This is a genomic window from Thermoactinomyces sp. FSL K6-2592 (genome assembly GCF_038006465.1).
Taxonomy (GTDB): Bacteria; Bacillota; Bacilli; order Thermoactinomycetales; family Thermoactinomycetaceae; genus Thermoactinomyces; species Thermoactinomyces vulgaris.
In genome coordinates this window covers 1,638,528-1,655,930 of the sequence record NZ_JBBOVH010000001.1, presented here as the reverse complement: position 1 = coordinate 1,655,930, position 17,403 = coordinate 1,638,528, and the positions used below count along the sequence as shown (strand labels likewise).

The window sequence follows — 17,403 nt, the reverse complement described above, 5'->3', positions numbered from 1 at the left end:
CTCAGAGGCTCACCTTTTCAAATCTGATCTTTCTTTTATAAAAAATAGTTTTGATTGCGTCTGGCAATGATGAGGAGGGCTCGTGATGGCAGAAGAGATGAAATCTGGGTTGGCTGAAGTTCAAAATTTAGAAGTGGGCGACGTTGTAACAGGCAAAGTCGTGAAAGTGGAAGACAATCAAGCATTGGTTGATACAGGTTATAAATTCGAATCCATTTTACCCATTTCCGAATTGTCTAGTTTGCATGTGGATAAAGTTTCCGATGTCTTGTCGGAAGGAGACGAAGTCACGGTCAAAGTGCTTCGCATTAAAGAAGACGAAGGAAAATTGATTGTCTCCAAAAAGGAAGTCGATGCCGAAAAAGCGTGGGCAGAGTTGCAACAAAAATTTGAAACAGGCGAAACGCTGACGGCAAAAGTTCATGACATTGTCAAAGGCGGCTTGGTTGTGGATGTGGGCGTTCGCGGTTTTATCCCGGCTTCGCATGTTGAACAACACTTTGTCGAAGACTTCTCCGATTACAAAGGTCGTGAACTGACATTAAAAGTGGTGGAATTGGATCCTGAGAAAAACAAGCTGATTTTATCACACAAGGCCGTATTGGAAGAAGAACAAGAGCGTCGCAAAAAAGAACGCTTGAGCCAGCTGGAAGAAGGACAAGTGCTGGAAGGAACCGTACAACGTTTAACCGACTTCGGGGCATTTGTGGATATTGGCGGTGTGGACGGTCTGGTTCATGTATCCGAAATCGCCTGGCACCGCGTGGAGCATCCGGCCGATGTGTTGAAGGAAGGCGACAAGGTGCAGGTGAAAGTCCTGAAAGTCAACCAGGAAGAAGAAAGAATCAGCCTCAGCATCAAAGAAACCCTGGAAAGCCCTTGGGAAAAGGTGGCCAAAGAAATCAGCGCCGGGGACATTGTGAAAGGAAAAGTGAAACGCCTCGTCTCGTTTGGTGCGTTTGTTGAAGTTTACCCGGGAGTGGAAGGATTGGTTCATGTTTCCCAAATCTCCCACCGTCATGTGGAAACACCGGCGGAGGTTTTGGAAGAAGGACAAGAAGTGGAAGTTAAAGTGCTCGATATCCTTCCGGATCAAAAACGGATCAGCTTAAGCATGAAAGAAGTGGAACCGAAAGAACCGAAAAAAGAAGTAAAAGAAAAAGAAGAGAACAAATTGCAACAATCCTCCGGTTTGAATGTGACCTTGGGTGATGTTTATCCGGAATTGCGCAACTTAAAATAAAAACACAGGATGTTTAAACCAGCCAAAAGTTGGCTGGTTTTTGTATGCTTAAGAAAAGTTTTTTATACAAAAAATATATAAAAAGATTTAGAAAGAAGGTGAACAGGATTGCGGCCTTCCTTTGTTCGTGGAGCTTGTTGATTTTATATGGCACCGGATGGTTGTCACATTGGATGGAAGCGTTTGAATCGACCCGCACCAACATCCAATGGGTGTTGTGGACCTTGTCTTTGTTCAGTTTATGTCAACCTTGGATGGTTCATGAGTATTTGTATATCCATCCCGCATGGATTGCTTTTCTTCTTATATTTATTTATTTCGTCAGCAAATTTTCACCGGATATCCTCATGACTTTACTCAGCAGTTCCTTTTGTGCAGGCACCTTGTTCCTTTTAGGGCATGAATGGCTCCATGCCCATGCCGACTGGACTTATCCACCTTTTCGAATCATGTTGTTTTTGGGAGTAATCCTGTTTTCGCTTTTGATTTCTCCCCGTCTCCCGGAGCGGATCTGGTTTGCGGGCATGAGTTTGATGACCTTGTATATTTGGATTCTTTATTTTCATCAGGATGGATTCGCCCCGGTCGTTTTGGGGTCTGATGTTTTTATGGATGTGTTATGGCTGTCTTTGACCGGCATTTTGGTCGCTCATATTTTGGAAAAGCATTTTCGTTCACGAATATCCAAAAAACGCCTGTCTCTGCCAAAGCTTTGAAAGAACATCAAAACCGGATGAGAAGAGCTTGCCTTAAAAAATATTTATCGATAAGATTAGGTATGTCTTAATATAATGATTGGAAAATGGAAAAGCGAGGATTTTGTATGAGTTTACCTGTTGTTGCGATCGTTGGAAGGCCCAATGTGGGCAAATCGACCATTTTCAACCGCTTGGCGGGAGAGCGGATTGCGATTGTGGAAGATCAGCCGGGAATCACCCGTGACCGGATTTACTCCCGCACGGAATGGAATGGTCGCGAGTTTCATTTGATTGATACAGGCGGAATAGAATTTGATGAAAAAGACGGGATCCTTAAACATATTCGAAATCAGGCCGAACTGGCGATTGAAGAAGCCGATGTGATTATTTTCGTCACGGACGGCCGGCAAGGAATCACCGCAACGGATGAAGAAGTTTCCCGTTGGTTGCACCGGTCCAAAAAGCCGGTTGTTTTGATGGTGAATAAAATTGATGATGTCAAACATATTGAAGGCGTGTACGAGTTTTACCGGTTGGGATTTGAACATGTGATCCCGGTCTCTTCGATTCATGGCACGGGTACCGGGGACATGCTGGATACCGTTGTTTCTCTTTTTCCGGACAAAGAAGAAGAAGAGTATGACGAGGACACGATCCGGGTAGCGCTCATCGGCCGGCCCAATGTAGGGAAATCATCCCTCGTCAATGCGATTTTGGGGGAAGAGCGGGTGATAGTGAGCCCGGAAGCCGGAACCACCCGCGATGCGGTGGACACGCCTTTTGAGTATGACGGGCAGTCGTATGTGCTGATTGATACCGCGGGGATCCGCAAACGCGGAAAAGTTTATGAGTCCGTGGAGAAATACAGTGTCATCCGGGCGATGCGGGCGATTGAGCGTTCCGATGTCTGTCTGATTGTCATTGATGGCGAACGGGGGATAGCGGAACAGGATAAAAAAATCGCCGGGTTTGCACATGAAGCGGGAAGAGCGGCCATTTTCATCGTCAACAAGTGGGATGCGGTTGAGAAAGACGAAAAAACAATGCATAAATTTGAGCAAAAAATTCGTGATTCATTCCAGTTTATGCACTATGCCCCCATCTTATTTGTTTCTGCCAAAACAGGCAAACGGATTCAAAAGATTTTGCCAACCGTGGGCGAAGTGGCGGAACAGCATGCGATGCGCATCCCCACATCCGTATTAAACCAAGTGATTCAAGATGCGATGGCGACGACACCGCCTCCTTCCGACAGGGGACGCCGCTTCCGGGTTCACTACATTACGCAGGTCGCCGTGAAACCGCCGACAATTGTGTTTTTCGTCAACGATCCGGAGATCGCTCATTTCAGTTATCTCCGATATTTGGAAAATCAATTGCGACAGGCATTTCCTTTCCATGGCACGCCTCTTAAAATAAAATTAAGAAAGAAAAGTTGATAATCACAAGCAGGGAGAGAGAGGAGAATATGTTGTTCAGTTGGGGGATATCTTTATTGATCTCCTATTTACTGGGGTCGATCAGTTTCAGTTATTTGTTTACACGCTGGTTAAAAGGCGTGGATATTCGGGAATATGGAAGCGGGAATGCCGGGGCGACAAACACGTTGCGTGTTCTTGGCGCAGGACCTGCGGCGGCCGTCTTTGTCCTTGATGCCGTCAAGGGAGTGGCGGCGGTGGGACTGGGTCACTGGTTGTCTCACGGAGACCCGGTATGGATGGTTGTTTGCGGGATTGCGGCCATTGTCGGCCATAACTGGCCAGTGTTTCTTCGTTTTCGGGGAGGAAAAGGGATCGCCACCATGGTCGGGGTGACAGCCACCTGTTTTTTTGGCGCCACCCTCGTTTCCGGGATTTTGGCGATTTTGTTTATTGTTATTACCCGTTATGTTTCATTGGGGTCTCTGGTTTTGGCCCTCTTTATCCCGGTTATGATGTGGATCCTGGATTATTCCGGGGGCTTGATCGGGCTGATGCTCATTATCACGGTGATGTCCGTTTGGCGCCACCGGGAGAACATTCGTAATTTGATTCGCGGAAAAGAACGGAAGATCTCATTCAGAGGAGAGAAGGCATGAAACAACGAATAGCAGTGCTGGGTGCAGGGAGTTGGGGAAGCGCTCTGGCATCGGTTCTTGTGGAAAATGGCCATGATGTGAAGATATGGGCCCGCAGGGATGAGCAGGCAAATGAAATCAACCAATCTCACACCAATGAGAAATATTTGCCGGGGGTGAAACTTCCGGAATCGCTTTTTGCCTCCCCTTCGCTGGCTGAGTGCCTGAAGGGGCGGGACATCGTCGTTTTTGTGGTGCCTTCGCACACGATGAGGGAAGTGGCCGGAAAAGTGAAGCCGTATCTGCCTCCGGATGCACTCGTTGTGCATGCGACAAAAGGTTTCGAATTGGATTCGTGGAAGCGAATGTCGGAGGTTTTGCTGGAAGAACTGGGCGAGTCGTTCCGGGATCGGCTGGTCGTATTATCCGGTCCCAGCCATGCGGAAGAAGTGATTCGAAAGTGTCCGACGACCGTTGTTGTTGCATCCTCCGGATTACCGGCTGCGGAAAAGGTCCAAACCTTGTTTATGAACCATTATTTTCGTGTCTACACCAATCCGGACGTGGTGGGTGTCGAAGTGGGCGGGGCGCTGAAAAACGTGATCGCTCTCGCTTCCGGCTTGGCTGAGGGGCTTCAATTCGGGGATAATGCCAAAGCCGCACTGATGACCCGCGGATTGGCCGAAATTGCCCGCCTAGGTTCCGCGATGGGAGCCGAGCCCATTACCTTTGCCGGCCTCGCCGGAGTCGGGGACTTGTTTGTGACTTGCACCAGCAAGCACAGCCGGAATTTCCGGGCAGGCAATATGCTGAGCCAAGGCAAAAAGTTGGATGAGGTTCTTAAGGAAATGGGAATGGTTGTCGAAGGGGTGAAAACCACCCGTGCCGCCCATGCTTTAAAGAAGCGATACAATGTGGAAATGCCCATCAATGAACAACTGTATTTGGTGCTTTTTGAGAACAAAGAACCTAGACAAGCCGTAAAAGAATTGATGGAGCGTGGACGGACAAAAGAACTGGAAGAAATCGTCCAAGGTTGGTAAAATGATATTTGGGCTTTTTCCCTGTTGCAAGCTTTTCGGTGATTTCATACTCTGTAATAGCTTCAACCAATATCCACAAAACTTGAGCACTGATACAAGGACAGGGAATCAGATTGGTCAGGAGAAGCAGGGTACAAGAAACAGGGGTAATGCCTGATAAGCATTACCCCTGTTTTCGTTTGATTTGGGAATAAGAAGAAGTGGAAGCTGTTTTGGGACGGAACAGTTGTGCAATCATTCTTTGAATCCACGGAGATTGTAACAGTTCAAGAATTTGGCCGATGCTGATGGATGAAAAGAGGGATGGGGGATCCGCTTTTTTTTCGTCCGGCCAATCAATGACCGGGATGTCTTCTTCCCTTGGCAAAGAAGGGGTGTGTTCCCGATCCGGCGGGGGAAGCATGGGAAAAGCGCGTTGTGACGGAAACGCTTGCTGGGCGGATTTCAACTGATTGGACAATTCGAAAATTTTGTATGCCGAATCCATGATGTTTTCAAGCTTTTGGATGGACTTGCTCAAGTCTTGGATGGTTGAACGCAAGGTCATAAATCCGCTCAGAACTTTTGCGATATGTTCGGATGTCATGGGGGGCAGCGGTTCCGGCTTCGCTTTGCCGGGCGGCTGAACCGGTTTTGCCGGGGAAGTCACTTTTTTTCTTCTCTTTTTGCGAGAAGCATTTGGTCGATTTCGTTGGTTACTCATGTTGGCTTCCTCCATTTCAGGCTAATGTCCATTTATCTTATGCACAGGGCAGGCGAATGTATTGAGGCAGATGTCCTGTGATCCCCTGGGCCGGTGCGGATTTCACCCATCCCGGTGAAAACGAAAAAGGAAGTGTGGAAAGATTGGACTTAATGATTGTCTTGTTTTTATTGGTGCTGATCAATATCTTGGTGGCCATCGGACGGCAACAAAAAAGGGCCTGGGTGAGTATGATTTTTTCAACCGTTTCCTTCTTGCTCCTGTTGGTGGTTGTGCTCTTTGTGATTCGAATGTTTACGTGAGGAGGGATGGTTTTGCGGTTCAAAAAGTGGTTACCCGGGATGTTCAGCCTTGTTCTGCTTCTTGCGGCCGGTTGTATGTATCCGGAGGAGGAACGGATGCAGCTCGACCGGCTTCCGGAACAAGTGGCGCAAGTGCAGGGGGCGGTCGATGCCTATTACCGGGAAAACCGGGTTTTGCCATTTAAGTATACAGAAGAGGACGAAAAATTAACGACCAAGTACAAGGTGAACTTTGAAGAGCTGAAAGGGATTTTGGGGAATATCCCGCCATCGGCATTTGAAAAGGGCGGATATTTTTTGTTTGTTCTGGTCGATGTGGAAAAGGATCCCAAAGTCCGCTTATTTGACCTTCGCGTCAATGATGCGGTCATGAAAGTCCAAGCTGAAGTGAACAGCTATGTGAAACAACATCATTCTTTACCGGTCAAAGAGAAAATCAACGGGCCATTTTACACCGTCGATTTCCAAAAACTGCGTATGGACCCCGTGGAGGTGCCCAGCCCTTATTCCGGGGAAAACCTGCCTTTGGTGGTCAACGGGCAAGGAAAAGTTTATCTCGATTACCGGACAGAAGTGATGAAAAAATGGCAAAATGCGAAAGAGAAACCGGATGAAGAGACGGATTTGCGCCTGTGGTTATCCGAAGATGCACTTTTTGTCCCCGCATTTTCCCCGAAGATCCAAATGAAGGGGAACGAACCTTGGTTGTTGCCGGTGGATGAGGAAAGCCACAGCAAAAAATGAATAACTGTTTTTTCTTTGAATAAGGATGAAAACAAGCGGAAGAACTTTGGGCCCGAGGAGTGAAGTCCCATGGAACTGCTTTTGCTTCACCTTTTGGCGATCCCGTCGGTTTTCTTGTTGGGAAGGTTGTCGGGGTCTGTGAAAATATCCGCATTCCGGACGAAAGTAACCTCTTCCCGTCACAAAGACCGCTTGTCATCCCGTTCATCTTAGAGCTTCTTGCAAAAAGAGAGCTCTATTTTTTTACCCAAAGAATCATATTGGAGCGAAGCATTCATATATTAGTAGTGTCCAAGGAAGGTTCCGGAGGGAGGGGTTGCCTTCGCACCGGCGACAAGACCAGCATGTGATGTTTAAGTTCTGGAGGAGGGAATTTCGTGGAAAAAGTAGATATCCTGAAAGATATTGCAGAGAGAACAGGAGGAGATATTTACCTGGGTGTGGTCGGTGCGGTGCGCACCGGTAAATCAACATTTATCAAGCGGTTCATGGAACAGGTTGTCATCCCAAACATTGAAGATGAAGCTGAAAGAGTGAGAGCGACGGATGAGTTGCCGCACAGCGGTGCAGGACGTACCATCACAACCATCGAGCCGAAATTTGTGCCCAATCAGGCGATTCAGATCCATGTGGACGAAGGATTGGATGTCAATATTCGTTTGGTGGATTGTGTGGGCTATGCCATAGAGGGCGCCAAAGGTTATGAGGATGAAAACGGGCCGAGGATGATCAGCACCCCGTGGTTTGAAGAGCCGATTCCGTTTCAGGAAGCGGCGGAAGTGGGCACCCGGAAAGTGATTCAGGAGCATTCAACGGTTGGCATTGTAATCACCAGTGATGGCAGTATCACCGATTTGGCCCGGGAGTCTTATGAAGAAGTGGAAGAGCGTGTCATCGAAGAACTGAAGGAAGTGGGGAAACCGTTTATCCTGATCTTGAATTCAACCCAGCCGTACAGTGAACAAACCCAGGCTTTAAGGGACGAACTTGCAGAAAAATATGACATCCCCGTTCTGGCTGTCAGTGTGGCCACGATGAGTGAAGAAGATATTTTGGGCATTATGAAGGAAGTGCTTTATGAATTCCCGGTGCGTGAAGTCAATGTCAATCTCCCGAGCTGGGTCATGGTTCTTGAAGAAGATCATTGGTTGCGGCAAAGTTTTGAAGAGTCCGTGCGCGAAACGGTCAAAGACATTAAAAGGCTCCGGGATGTGGACCGGGTGGTGGGACAGTTTTATCAATATGATTTCATTGACAAAGCATCTCTGTCCGGAATGGATATGGGGCAAGGCGTTGCCGAAATTGATCTGTATGCCCCGGATGATCTGTATGACCAGGTGTTGCAGGAAGTGGTCGGCGTTGAAATTCGCGGTCGGGATCACCTGTTGGAATTGATGCAGGAGTTCAGCATTGCCAAGCGGGAATATGACAAAGTGGCAGATGCATTAAAAATGGTGCGTACGACCGGCTATGGCGTGGCAGCCCCTGCAATCGAGGAAATGACATTGGATGAACCCGAATTGATCAAACAGGGAAGCCGCTTTGGAGTCCGTTTGAAAGCAACCGCACCTTCGATCCATATGATCCGGGTGAACGTGACTTCCGAATTTGCGCCCATCATCGGTTCGGAAAAACAGAGTGAAGAGCTGGTCAATTACCTGATGCGCGATTTTGAGAAAGACCCGTTGCAAATCTGGAATTCCGACATCTTTGGCCGTTCCCTGAATTCTATCGTCCGGGAAGGCATTCAGGCCAAACTGTCCATGATGCCGGAAAATGCCCGCTATAAATTGCAGGAGACACTCGAGCGGATCATTAATGAGGGTTCCGGGGGATTAATTGCCATTATATTATAAATAATATGGAAAGCGCGTTTTCAGCGCTTTTTTTATTGTTATCCGGGAAAATCGCAAAGATTCTCTTGAACTTACGATTTGTCTATATTAGTATAGGATTGTCCCACGCAAATCCACTCATTTGCCGGTTGTATGGCAAGAGTGTTGGATTCGTAAACGGAGGTGCGAATATGAACAAAACCGATCTGATCAATAAAGTAGCAGAGGCTACTGAAATGACGAAAAAAGATGCTTCGAAATCGGTTGAAGCTGTATTGGAAGCCATTGCCGGAGCATTGCGTGAAGGAGAAAAAGTGCAACTGATTGGATTCGGAAACTTTGAAGTGAAAGATAAGCCTGAGCGCAAAGGGCGTAATCCGCGCACCGGTGAAGAAATGATCATTCCGGCTCGCAAAAGTGTTTCTTTCAAAGCAGGTAAACAATTGCGCGAAGAAGTCAATAAGTAATGATTGCTGGGACTACATAACCTGCCAAAAAGACCTCGTTTCTTCGAGGTCTTTTTGTTTTTTTATAATATGATATAATGTTCCTTGTTTCTATTGGTATAATACTTATTGTACAGGAATTTGTTTTTGGATGGAGGAACATAAATGGTAGACCATCGCAAGATTGAAGAAGCGGTACGCATGATTTTAGAAGCTGTCGGCGAAGATCCAAACCGTGAAGGTTTATTAGATACCCCAAAACGTGTGGCACGGATGTATGAAGAGATTTTTTCGGGATTAAACAAAGATCCGAAGGATCAATTTTCCGTGGTTTTTAGTGAAGATCACGAGGAACTCGTCTTGGTGAAAGACATTCCTTTTTTCTCCACTTGTGAGCATCATTTGGTTCCGTTTTTCGGGAAAGCCCATATTGGTTATATCCCGCGCGGAGGAAGAGTGACCGGGCTCAGCAAGTTGGCCCGCGCAGTTGAAACGGTAGCCAGAAGACCCCAATTGCAAGAACGGATTACTTCGACGGTGGCCGATTCCATTGTGGAGTCGTTGGATCCGTATGGTGTGATTGTCGTCATCGAAGCAGAACATATGTGCATGACCATGCGGGGGGTTAAAAAACCGGGTTCCAAAACCGTCACCTCGGCCGTCAGGGGAGTGTTTGCAGAAGATTCGGCTGCCCGTGCCGAAGCCATGAGTTTGATTGGTTTAAAATAATGAAAAAAACCTCTTGACACTGTATAAAACCCGTTATATAATCTTAGTTGTCACTGAGAGACAATATGAATTATATGACGGGCTATGGCGCAGTTTGGTAGCGCGCTTGCATGGGGCGCAAGAGGTCGTCAGTTCAAATCTGGCTAGCCCGACCAACAACGAGACTCTTCCTCATGGGAGAGTCTCTTTTATTGTCATGGCAAGGATGAAACCGTGGTAAAATAAAGTTGATTTTCTCAAGGAGGGATTTGCATTGAAGGAAACTTCAGGTGATTATGTGATTATCAAAGCCAAAGAGAACGGGGTGAATGTAATCGGATTGACCCGGGGAAGAGACACCCGTTTTCATCATTCAGAAAAGTTGGACCGGGGCGAAGTGATGATTGCACAATTCACGGAGAACACCTCCGCCATTAAAGTTCGCGGAAAGGCAACGGTCATGACCAGTTTCGGAACAATCGAGACGGATGAGTAGAGGTCTTGTTGCCCAAGGCATGTTTCCCCCTTGTTGTTTATAAAATAAAATCAGGGAGATCAAAGGGGGAAACAAGGGTGAGAAGTTTTCTGGTCCGATGGTTTGCTGCGGTTTTGTTGTCCACGGTTTTAGCGCTGATGATTTCCTGGATGTGCAGCCGGACGTTGTTTCCCGACAACCCGCCGACAAAACCGGTTTTTAAAGAGGAAAAAGTTCATCGGTTGACCAACGAAAATTTAGTGGACTATTTGGTGAGCCGGCAGATCAAGTTGACGATTCAACGGGCCGACCTTCGTCAGCAAAACGTTTATTTGGAGCTCACTGCTTTCAGACAGACCAAACCGGAAATGGAGCATGAGATGGTGCGGTTGATTTGTCCGATGCTGGAGCAAGTCGAAAATATCAACCGGGTGGAAGTTCTTGTGCATTTCAGACCCGGTGAAAGTTACTTTGTGGAAGCCGGAAAAGAAGATTTGCCGGCGTTGCAGAAAGCACCGATGAAAGCGTTGTCGGATCAGGAGATTTTGGAGGGTGTGTTTGAAATGACCCGGTTTTCTTCCCGTTCCCGTGATGAGGGGAAAACCTTGGAAGAATGCCTATCCACCAAAAAAGTATGGTATACTATTCGCAGTGTTTGAACTACCTCAATGGGGGAACTTTGTTTATGGCATTCATACATAATGAATCATTAAATCAGTTGATTACACAAATTCAAAATGATGCAAATCACAAATATGTACGCAAAATAATCGGGGAAGCGGAAGTCCCAGTTTTTTTTGTCCAAGTTTTACAGTGGTTGCTCGGCGATCTGGCTGTGGACAAAAAAAGGGCGGACTTGTACATTCTGGCAACCACATTGGTGAAAATGGGAACGGATATGCATGAACGCGTGGCGGTCGCTTCCCCGGATTCCGAAAACGAGCAAAAACAGCAGCTGACGGTTTTAGCCGGGGATCATTACAGCAGCTTGTTTTATTGGCATCTGGCCGGCTGGCATGAAACCGAAGGGATCCGTTGTCTGGCCGGTGTGACTTGCCGGGTGAATGAATGGAAAATGTCTTTGCATTCTCTGCTTCATGACAAAAAGGATCCGGACGTGGAAAAAGTCTGGTTTTACTTTGAAAAAATTGCAACAGCATGGGTTACGGCGCTCGCCGACTTTTTTCATGTTGAAGAAAACTTGAAGGTTCAGATTGCAAAAGCGTTGGTCGTACTTTATGAAACGACGCAAACCGCTGATTCCCGGCTGCATCAACATGAGGTGTGGACGAATGAACTGCGGCAAAGAGTGGAGTTTCTTCAGGAGGCAGGCCGCCAAGCCGGGGATCCTTTCTTGACATTCTTAATCCATCAACTGCCGGAGACAGATACGGCTGTATCGAAAGCGAGTGATGAATCTTGACACGGGAAGGCGAAGCGAAATCCCGGTTTGTCCATCAGGTGTTTGAAAATATCGCCAAAGATTATGACCGGATGAATACGTTGCTGAGTTTTCGCATGCATAAAGTCTGGCGCAAGTTTGCCATGAAAAAAATGAAAGTGAAACCGGGCGAAACAGCCATTGACGTCTGTTGCGGGACATGTGACTGGACAATTTCCCTGGCCCGCGCATCCGGGACCGGGGAAATTGTCGGACTGGATTTCAGTGAAAAAATGTTGGATGTCGGCAAAAAGAAAGTGGAAAAGGAAGCTTTGTCCGGCCAAATCCGGCTGGTGCACGGGGATGCGATGAATCTGCCTTTTCCGGACAATACGTTTGATCATGCCACCATCGGTTTTGCACTGAGGAATGTTCCGGATCTTGTCCAAGTGTTAAAAGAGATGAAACGGGTTGTCAAGCCGGGAGGACAAGTTGTTTCCCTGGAACTGTCCAAGCCGACGTGGCCTCCATTCCGGGCGGTTTATTATTTTTATTTTCAACGGATTTTGCCGCTGTTGGGAAAATGGTTTGCCGGCCGTTATGAGCAATACCGCTGGCTGCCGGAATCACTCGTTCCTTTTCCCGATTACAAAGAGTTGGCGAAGTTGATGAAAGAAGAGGCGGGGCTTGAAGAGATCCGGGTTTACCCGCTGACCGGCGGCATTACCGCTCTTCATATCGGAAAAAAACCAATCAATGGATAAGAAACAGAAGGAAGATGGTTGGATGAATGCATGGAACAAATTAAAAATCGTGTTGGAAATGATCAAGTTTGAACACAGCATATTTGCGTTGCCTTTTGCCTATCTCGGGGCAATCTTGGGAAGTTTGGAAGTAAGAGGGGAGTTTCCTTCTTGGGCCGAAATGGGATGGGTGACGTTGGCGATGGTCGGTGCGCGGAGTGCGGCGATGTCCCTGAACCGATTGATCGACCGGCATATCGATGCCAAAAATCCCCGCACGAAAAACCGGGCAATTCCGGCCGGTTTGGTTTCAACCACCTTTGTATGGGGATTTGTCATTGTTTCGTTTGCGCTGCTCTTTCTCTCGGCTTATCAGTTGAATATGCTGGCCGTGTATTTATTGCCGGTGGCCGTGTTTTTTCTGTGGTTTTATTCGTATACCAAACGTTTCACATGGACATGCCATTTCTTTTTGGGAATCGCCACCGCCTTGGGCCCGTTGGGGGGATGGGTGGCCACCACCGCTCAAATCGATTGGGTCTCCCTGATTTTGTTTGCGACAGTGGCGCTGTGGATTGGCGGATTTGATGTGATTTACGCCTGCCAGGATGTCGAGTTTGACCGGAAAGAAAAAATTCACTCCATCCCGGCGCGCTTTGGAGTCAGAAAAGCATTGGTGATCTCTTCACTGATGCACGTTGGGACGGCAGTCGGATTGATTGCGCTGTTGCTGCTGACCAACCTGGGCATCTGGTTCGGGATCGGAACAGCCATTGCATTGGGGGTTCTGATTTACGAACACGCCATTGTTTCTGCAGACGATTTATCCCGTTTAAACACTGCGTTTTTTACCATGAACGGGGTTCTGAGTGTGGTTGTGTTCGCCTTTATGCTTCTGGATGTATGGCTGTAAAGGCGAATGGCCGGTTCGTTAAGGAAAGCCGGATTGAGGATTTTGAAATTGGCATGCCAACCGGTTGCCGGGGTGGCATGTGTTAGGGTGAAGATGATGAATTTGCAAGAAATTTACCATGTGATCAAAAAGGATCTGGATTGGATTGAAGAAGAATTACAAAACGCTATCAAGACCGGACAGCCGGTGCTCAATGAATCATCCGCACATTTGCTCAAAGCCGGCGGCAAGCGGATGCGCCCTGTGTTTGTGCTGTTGTCCGGTCGGTTTGGTCATTATGAGCGTGAAGAATTAAAAAGGGTAGCCGTGGCGCTGGAGTTGATACACATGGCTACCCTGGTTCATGATGATGTGATTGACGATGCGGATACACGACGGGGGCAAGCGACCATCAAAAAGGAATGGGACAATAAAGTGGCCATGTATACCGGGGACTTTATTTTGGCCCGGGCCTTGATGGAGTTGTCCGGTTTGAAGGACAAGACGGTTCATCCCATTCTGGCCAAAGCGATGACCTTGGTTTGCTTGGGGGAAATGGACCAGATCGAGGATCTGTATTCGGAAAGATTGTCGTTGCGCCGTTATTTACGCCGGATTAAACGGAAAACTGCTTTGCTCATGTCGGTCAGTTGTCAATTGGGGGCACTCGTGAGCCAGGCTTCCCCCCGCTATGTTCAGTGGTTGAAAGCATACGGGTATTACGTGGGAATGGCTTTTCAGCTGAAGGATGATGTATTGGATTTCATCGGGGATGAAAAGACATTGGGCAAACCGGCGGGTAATGATTTGCGGCAGGGGAACGTGACCTTGCCGGTGATTTATGCGTTATGCCAAGGCGATGAAGATGTGCGCAACTCTATTCGTTCTTATTTGCGCACGCAAGGGGAAACGGTCGCCCTCTCACAGGTGTTGGATCAGGTCAGAGAAAGCGGGGGAATCGAATATACCTTGGATTTGTCCAAGCGCTATATGAATAAAGCGATGCACTGTTTAAAGCAATTACCGGTCTCCACGGAACGGGAATCCCTCCGGCTGATTGCAGAATTCATTGTTGAACGTTCTTATTGACGGGATGGTTGCGTTTACAATTTAAACTTGTTAAAATTTTTCATGACGCTTTTTTCTTTTTGTTCATACATAAAGGTGGAGGATGAACCAAATGGAAAAAACATTTATCATGGTAAAGCCGGATGGTGTGCAACGCGGATTGATCGGAGAAATCGTATCCCGTTTTGAGAGGAAAGGTTACCAACTGGTGGGTGCCAAGTTGATGACCGTATCCCGCGAGCTTGCAGAGCAACATTACATCGAGCATAAAGAGAAGCCCTTCTTTGGCGAGTTGGTGGACTTCATTACTTCCGGACCGGTCTTTGCGATGGTTTGGCAAGGAAACGGCATTATTGCGGCAGCTCGCCAAATGATGGGGAAAACCAATCCTTCCGAAGCGTTGCCGGGAACGATCCGGGGCGATTACGGCGTCAATGTGGCGATGAATATCGTTCACGGTTCCGATTCGCCGGAAAGCGCCGAGCGTGAAATTGCATTGTGGTTTGATGAGGAAGATTTCAATCATTATGAGAAAACCATCAATCGTTGGATCTGAAAACCGGTTTGAAAAGGCATAGCGAAAAAGCTATGCCTTGATTTTTTTTACTGGAGCCGGTGGATTGGAAAATGCCGGGACCATATTTCAAACCGGGTTTGAAAAAGGGTTTCATTTGGAATTGGCTCTCCCCAGTTCGGTCGATCTGTGTTATGATTACTATCAAATTTTTTCATTGAGATGAGAGGGAGATGAGCATGAGGTATCTGACAGCAGGAGAGTCACACGGTCCACAATTAACAGTGATCATTGAAGGATTGCCCAGCCAACTTTCCTTGGATAAAGAGAAAATCGACCGCGAATTGGCCCGTCGTCAAAAGGGATATGGTCGCGGTCGTCGCATGCAGATTGAAAAGGATCAGGTGAAAATTTTGTCCGGTGTCCGGTTCGGGAAGACAACGGGAGCTCCTGTCACCCTTGTGATTGAAAACCGGGATTTTACCCATTGGAAAAAAGTGATGAGTGTGGATCCGATTCCGGAAGAAGCGGAGAAACGGAAAATTTCCCGACCGCGACCGGGTCATGCCGATTTAAATGGAGCCATCAAGTATCAACACCGGGATATGCGTGATGTTCTGGAACGTTCCAGCGCCAGGGAAACCGCAGCCCGTGTCGCTGCAGGAGCGGTGGCCCGTTTGATTCTCGAAGAATGCGGAATCCGCATTGCCGGTCATGTGATTCGCATTGGCGATGTCGTTGCGGAACCGGTGGATTTGTCCTTTGAGGAGATGGTGGAGCGTGCCGAATTGTCGCCGGTGCGTTGTCTGGATCAAAACGCTGAAGAAAAAATGATGGTCCTTATCGATCAAGCGAAAAAAGAGGGAGATTCCCTGGGAGGCGTCGTGGAGACCATTGTGCAGGGGGTTCCGGTCGGACTGGGAAGCCATGTTCATTGGGACCGCAAACTGGATGCCAAGATTGCGCGTGCTGTGGTCAGCATCAATGCCTTTAAAGGAGTCGAGTTTGGAATCGGTTTTGAGGCCGCCAAGCGGAAGGGATCCGAAGTCCATGACGAAATCTTGTGGTCAAAGGAACGCGGCTTTTACCGCCGGACCAACCGGCTGGGAGGATTGGAAGGTGGAATGACCACTGGCGAGCCCATCATTGTAAGAGGCGTCATGAAGCCCATTCCCACCTTGTATAAACCGCTTCAAAGTGTCGATATTGAGACAAAAGAACCATTTCAGGCAAGTATCGAACGTTCTGACAGCTGTGCGGTTCCGGCGGCCAGCGTGGTGATGGAAAATGTGGTGGCATGGGAAGTGGCGCAAGCACTCATGGACAAATTTTCAGGAGACACCATGGATGAGGTGAAACAGCAACTGAAGCAGTATCGGGAAAGAGTGTTGAGTTTCTGATGAAAACATTAACGGTACATGGGAAGGAACGGTCTTACCCGATTTATATCGGAAACGGTTTGTTGGAAAAAGTGCCTTCGTTCTTAAAGCAACATCACATTGAAACAGATTGCAAGCTGATGATTGTCACGGACACCCATGTGGCTCCGCTTTATGCCGGCAAATTGCGCGAAGCGTTGGAGCAAGCCGGATTTCAGGCGGGGATATCTGTCGTCGAAGCAGGGGAGAAAAGCAAGAGCTTGCAAATGCTGGAACATTTGACGGGGGAATGTTTGAAGTTTGGTCTAAATCGCCGCAGTGTGATTCTGGCCTTGGGAGGAGGTGTGGTAGGCGATCTGGCCGGTTTTTTGGCGGCCAGTTACATGCGGGGGATTCCGTTCATTCAAATTCCCACCACTTTATTGGCCCATGACAGCAGTGTCGGCGGCAAAGTGGCCGTGAACCATCCCATGGGAAAAAATTATATCGGCGCCTTTCATCAGCCGTTGATGGTTGTCTTTGATGTGGCCTGTTTAAAGACACTGCCGGTGAGAGAATGGCGCTCCGGGATGGCAGAAGTGATCAAACACGGGCTGATCCGGGATGCTTCCTTCGTCGAATGGTTGGATGAACATCGCAAGTCGCTTGATGCACGGGACCATGATGCCATGATGGAATCCGTTTACCGGGGTTGTCAGGTCAAGGTGGATGTGGTGTCACAAGATGAGAGGGAAACCGGACTTCGCGCCATTTTGAATTATGGCCACACCATTGGCCATGCCTTGGAGGCGGTGTCCGAATATCAGGTTTACACCCATGGAGAGGCGATTTCCATTGGAATGAACGGTGCCGCACAGTTAAGTGAACGGTTGTTGGGGACGGGCCGGGAGGTGGTCCGGGAAACCGGACGGATTCTGAAATCATTCGGACTGCCCGTTGTTTGTACCGACTCATGGCCGGTTGAGTCCCTGATCGGGATCATGAAGCGGGACAAAAAAGCTCAACAAGGACAATATGTGTTTGTACTGGCCCGGGATATCGGCAAAGTGGAGATTGTACGGGATGTGCCGGAGGAAGAGATCAAACGGGTCTTGCATCAATTGTTGCCGGACCGGGAAATGAAATCCTGATTTCGGGTTGACAATTTTTTGCCTCTTCGATAAAGTAATAATC

The 17,403-nt window shown here is 48.0% G+C and carries 21 protein-coding genes and 1 tRNA gene; 21 read left to right on the top strand and 1 reads right to left on the bottom strand.

Annotation, left to right across the window (positions count from 1 at the left end):
* Nucleotides 1-85 precede the first annotated feature (85 nt).
* The 5 genes from rpsA to NYE37_RS08655 all read left to right on the top strand — a co-directional run bounded on the left by rpsA (nt 86) and on the right by NYE37_RS08655 (nt 5,040).
* Nucleotides 86-1,243: a 30S ribosomal protein S1 gene (gene rpsA / locus NYE37_RS08675; protein WP_049719989.1), complete on the top strand. Its 1,158-nt coding sequence runs from the start codon at nt 86-88 to the stop codon at nt 1,241-1,243.
* A gap of 98 nt (nt 1,244-1,341) precedes the next feature.
* Complete coding sequence (locus NYE37_RS08670) at nt 1,342-1,959, top strand: hypothetical protein (RefSeq protein ID WP_131470933.1); 618 nt, start codon at nt 1,342-1,344, stop codon at nt 1,957-1,959.
* Between the two features lie 107 nt (nt 1,960-2,066).
* Complete coding sequence (gene der / locus NYE37_RS08665) at nt 2,067-3,380, top strand: ribosome biogenesis GTPase Der (RefSeq protein WP_037995291.1); 1,314 nt, start codon at nt 2,067-2,069, stop codon at nt 3,378-3,380.
* A gap of 29 nt (nt 3,381-3,409) precedes the next feature.
* Nucleotides 3,410-4,018: a glycerol-3-phosphate 1-O-acyltransferase PlsY gene (gene plsY / locus NYE37_RS08660; RefSeq protein WP_037995289.1), complete on the top strand. Its 609-nt coding sequence runs from the start codon at nt 3,410-3,412 to the stop codon at nt 4,016-4,018.
* Nucleotides 4,015-5,040: an NAD(P)H-dependent glycerol-3-phosphate dehydrogenase gene (locus NYE37_RS08655; protein WP_340711925.1), complete on the top strand. Its 1,026-nt coding sequence runs from the start codon at nt 4,015-4,017 to the stop codon at nt 5,038-5,040. The genes plsY and NYE37_RS08655 overlap by 4 nt, the downstream gene beginning before the upstream one ends.
* A gap of 163 nt (nt 5,041-5,203) precedes the next feature.
* Here NYE37_RS08655 and NYE37_RS08650 read toward each other — a convergent pair whose 3' ends face one another.
* Nucleotides 5,204-5,743: a hypothetical protein gene (locus NYE37_RS08650; RefSeq protein WP_131470932.1), complete on the bottom strand. Its 540-nt coding sequence runs from the start codon at nt 5,741-5,743 to the stop codon at nt 5,204-5,206.
* A gap of 77 nt (nt 5,744-5,820) precedes the next feature.
* Between NYE37_RS08650 and NYE37_RS08645 the strand changes: the two genes are divergently transcribed.
* The 16 genes from NYE37_RS08645 (at nt 5,821) to aroB (ending at nt 17,360) form a co-directional block, all read left to right on the top strand.
* Nucleotides 5,821-6,045: a hypothetical protein gene (locus NYE37_RS08645; RefSeq protein WP_037995285.1), complete on the top strand. Its 225-nt coding sequence runs from the start codon at nt 5,821-5,823 to the stop codon at nt 6,043-6,045.
* Nucleotides 6,046-6,057: 12 nt separating this feature from the next.
* Entirely contained in the window at nt 6,058-6,789 is a 732-nt protein-coding gene (locus NYE37_RS08640; protein WP_037995283.1) for a hypothetical protein, read from the top strand.
* Nucleotides 6,790-6,858: 69 nt separating this feature from the next.
* Nucleotides 6,859-7,002 (top strand): hypothetical protein, encoded by a 144-nt coding sequence (locus tag NYE37_RS08635; RefSeq protein WP_156097728.1) that lies wholly within the window; start codon nt 6,859-6,861, stop codon nt 7,000-7,002.
* 164 nt (nt 7,003-7,166) lie between these two features.
* Entirely contained in the window at nt 7,167-8,645 is a 1,479-nt protein-coding gene (spoIVA, locus tag NYE37_RS08630; RefSeq protein WP_198050624.1) for a stage IV sporulation protein A, read from the top strand.
* Nucleotides 8,646-8,815: 170 nt separating this feature from the next.
* Nucleotides 8,816-9,091 (top strand): HU family DNA-binding protein, encoded by a 276-nt coding sequence (locus tag NYE37_RS08625; RefSeq protein WP_037995279.1) that lies wholly within the window; start codon nt 8,816-8,818, stop codon nt 9,089-9,091.
* A 144-nt stretch (nt 9,092-9,235) separates the two neighbouring features.
* On the top strand, nt 9,236-9,799 hold the full coding sequence (folE, locus tag NYE37_RS08620) for a GTP cyclohydrolase I FolE (protein WP_037995277.1): 564 nt from the start codon (nt 9,236-9,238) through the stop codon (nt 9,797-9,799).
* Between the two features lie 78 nt (nt 9,800-9,877).
* Nucleotides 9,878-9,954 (top strand) — tRNA-Pro (locus NYE37_RS08615).
* A 98-nt stretch (nt 9,955-10,052) separates the two neighbouring features.
* Nucleotides 10,053-10,274, top strand: a complete 222-nt coding sequence (mtrB, locus tag NYE37_RS08610) for a trp RNA-binding attenuation protein MtrB (protein ID WP_037995275.1) — start codon at nt 10,053-10,055, stop codon at nt 10,272-10,274.
* A gap of 77 nt (nt 10,275-10,351) precedes the next feature.
* Nucleotides 10,352-10,912, top strand: coding sequence for a hypothetical protein (locus NYE37_RS08605; RefSeq protein WP_037995273.1), 561 nt, complete (start codon nt 10,352-10,354; stop codon nt 10,910-10,912).
* A gap of 26 nt (nt 10,913-10,938) precedes the next feature.
* On the top strand, nt 10,939-11,676 hold the full coding sequence (locus NYE37_RS08600) for a heptaprenyl diphosphate synthase component 1 (protein ID WP_049719994.1): 738 nt from the start codon (nt 10,939-10,941) through the stop codon (nt 11,674-11,676).
* A complete protein-coding gene (locus NYE37_RS08595; protein ID WP_037995270.1) occupies nt 11,673-12,398 on the top strand; it encodes a demethylmenaquinone methyltransferase in 726 nt (241 codons plus the stop codon). The genes NYE37_RS08600 and NYE37_RS08595 overlap by 4 nt, the downstream gene beginning before the upstream one ends.
* 22 nt (nt 12,399-12,420) lie before the next feature.
* Nucleotides 12,421-13,290: a UbiA-like polyprenyltransferase gene (locus NYE37_RS08590; protein ID WP_037995267.1), complete on the top strand. Its 870-nt coding sequence runs from the start codon at nt 12,421-12,423 to the stop codon at nt 13,288-13,290.
* A 96-nt stretch (nt 13,291-13,386) separates the two neighbouring features.
* On the top strand, nt 13,387-14,358 hold the full coding sequence (locus tag NYE37_RS08585; RefSeq protein ID WP_049720044.1) for a polyprenyl synthetase family protein: 972 nt from the start codon (nt 13,387-13,389) through the stop codon (nt 14,356-14,358).
* Nucleotides 14,359-14,449: 91 nt separating this feature from the next.
* Nucleotides 14,450-14,893 carry a nucleoside-diphosphate kinase gene (gene ndk / locus NYE37_RS08580; RefSeq protein ID WP_037995265.1) on the top strand — a complete coding sequence of 148 codons (444 nt, stop codon included), beginning with the start codon at nt 14,450-14,452 and terminating at the stop codon, nt 14,891-14,893.
* A 197-nt stretch (nt 14,894-15,090) separates the two neighbouring features.
* On the top strand, nt 15,091-16,251 hold the full coding sequence (gene aroC / locus NYE37_RS08575) for a chorismate synthase (protein WP_049719995.1): 1,161 nt from the start codon (nt 15,091-15,093) through the stop codon (nt 16,249-16,251).
* Nucleotides 16,251-17,360 (top strand): 3-dehydroquinate synthase, encoded by a 1,110-nt coding sequence (gene aroB, locus NYE37_RS08570; protein WP_175413184.1) that lies wholly within the window; start codon nt 16,251-16,253, stop codon nt 17,358-17,360. The genes aroC and aroB overlap by 1 nt, the downstream gene beginning before the upstream one ends.
* Nucleotides 17,361-17,403: the final 43 nt, after the last annotated feature.

Excerpts from the sequence above, each read along its gene's own strand:
- rpsA (WP_049719989.1), top strand. The coding sequence starts at position 86 with ATGGCAGAAGAGATGAAATCTGGGTTGGCTGAAGTTCAAAATTTAGAA.
- der (WP_037995291.1), top strand. The coding sequence starts at position 2,067 with ATGAGTTTACCTGTTGTTGCGATCGTTGGAAGGCCCAATGTGGGCAAA.
- plsY (WP_037995289.1), top strand. The coding sequence starts at position 3,410 with ATGTTGTTCAGTTGGGGGATATCTTTATTGATCTCCTATTTACTGGGG.
- NYE37_RS08655 (WP_340711925.1), top strand. The coding sequence starts at position 4,015 with ATGAAACAACGAATAGCAGTGCTGGGTGCAGGGAGTTGGGGAAGCGCT.
- NYE37_RS08650 (WP_131470932.1), bottom strand. The coding sequence starts at position 5,743 with ATGAGTAACCAACGAAATCGACCAAATGCTTCTCGCAAAAAGAGAAGA.
- NYE37_RS08635 (WP_156097728.1), top strand. The coding sequence starts at position 6,859 with ATGGAACTGCTTTTGCTTCACCTTTTGGCGATCCCGTCGGTTTTCTTG.
- NYE37_RS08625 (WP_037995279.1), top strand. The coding sequence starts at position 8,816 with ATGAACAAAACCGATCTGATCAATAAAGTAGCAGAGGCTACTGAAATG.
- folE (WP_037995277.1), top strand. The coding sequence starts at position 9,236 with ATGGTAGACCATCGCAAGATTGAAGAAGCGGTACGCATGATTTTAGAA.
- NYE37_RS08600 (WP_049719994.1), top strand. The coding sequence starts at position 10,939 with ATGGCATTCATACATAATGAATCATTAAATCAGTTGATTACACAAATT.
- NYE37_RS08590 (WP_037995267.1), top strand. The coding sequence starts at position 12,421 with ATGAATGCATGGAACAAATTAAAAATCGTGTTGGAAATGATCAAGTTT.
- NYE37_RS08585 (WP_049720044.1), top strand. The coding sequence starts at position 13,387 with ATGAATTTGCAAGAAATTTACCATGTGATCAAAAAGGATCTGGATTGG.
- ndk (WP_037995265.1), top strand. The coding sequence starts at position 14,450 with ATGGAAAAAACATTTATCATGGTAAAGCCGGATGGTGTGCAACGCGGA.
- aroC (WP_049719995.1), top strand. The coding sequence starts at position 15,091 with ATGAGGTATCTGACAGCAGGAGAGTCACACGGTCCACAATTAACAGTG.
- aroB (WP_175413184.1), top strand. The coding sequence starts at position 16,251 with ATGAAAACATTAACGGTACATGGGAAGGAACGGTCTTACCCGATTTAT.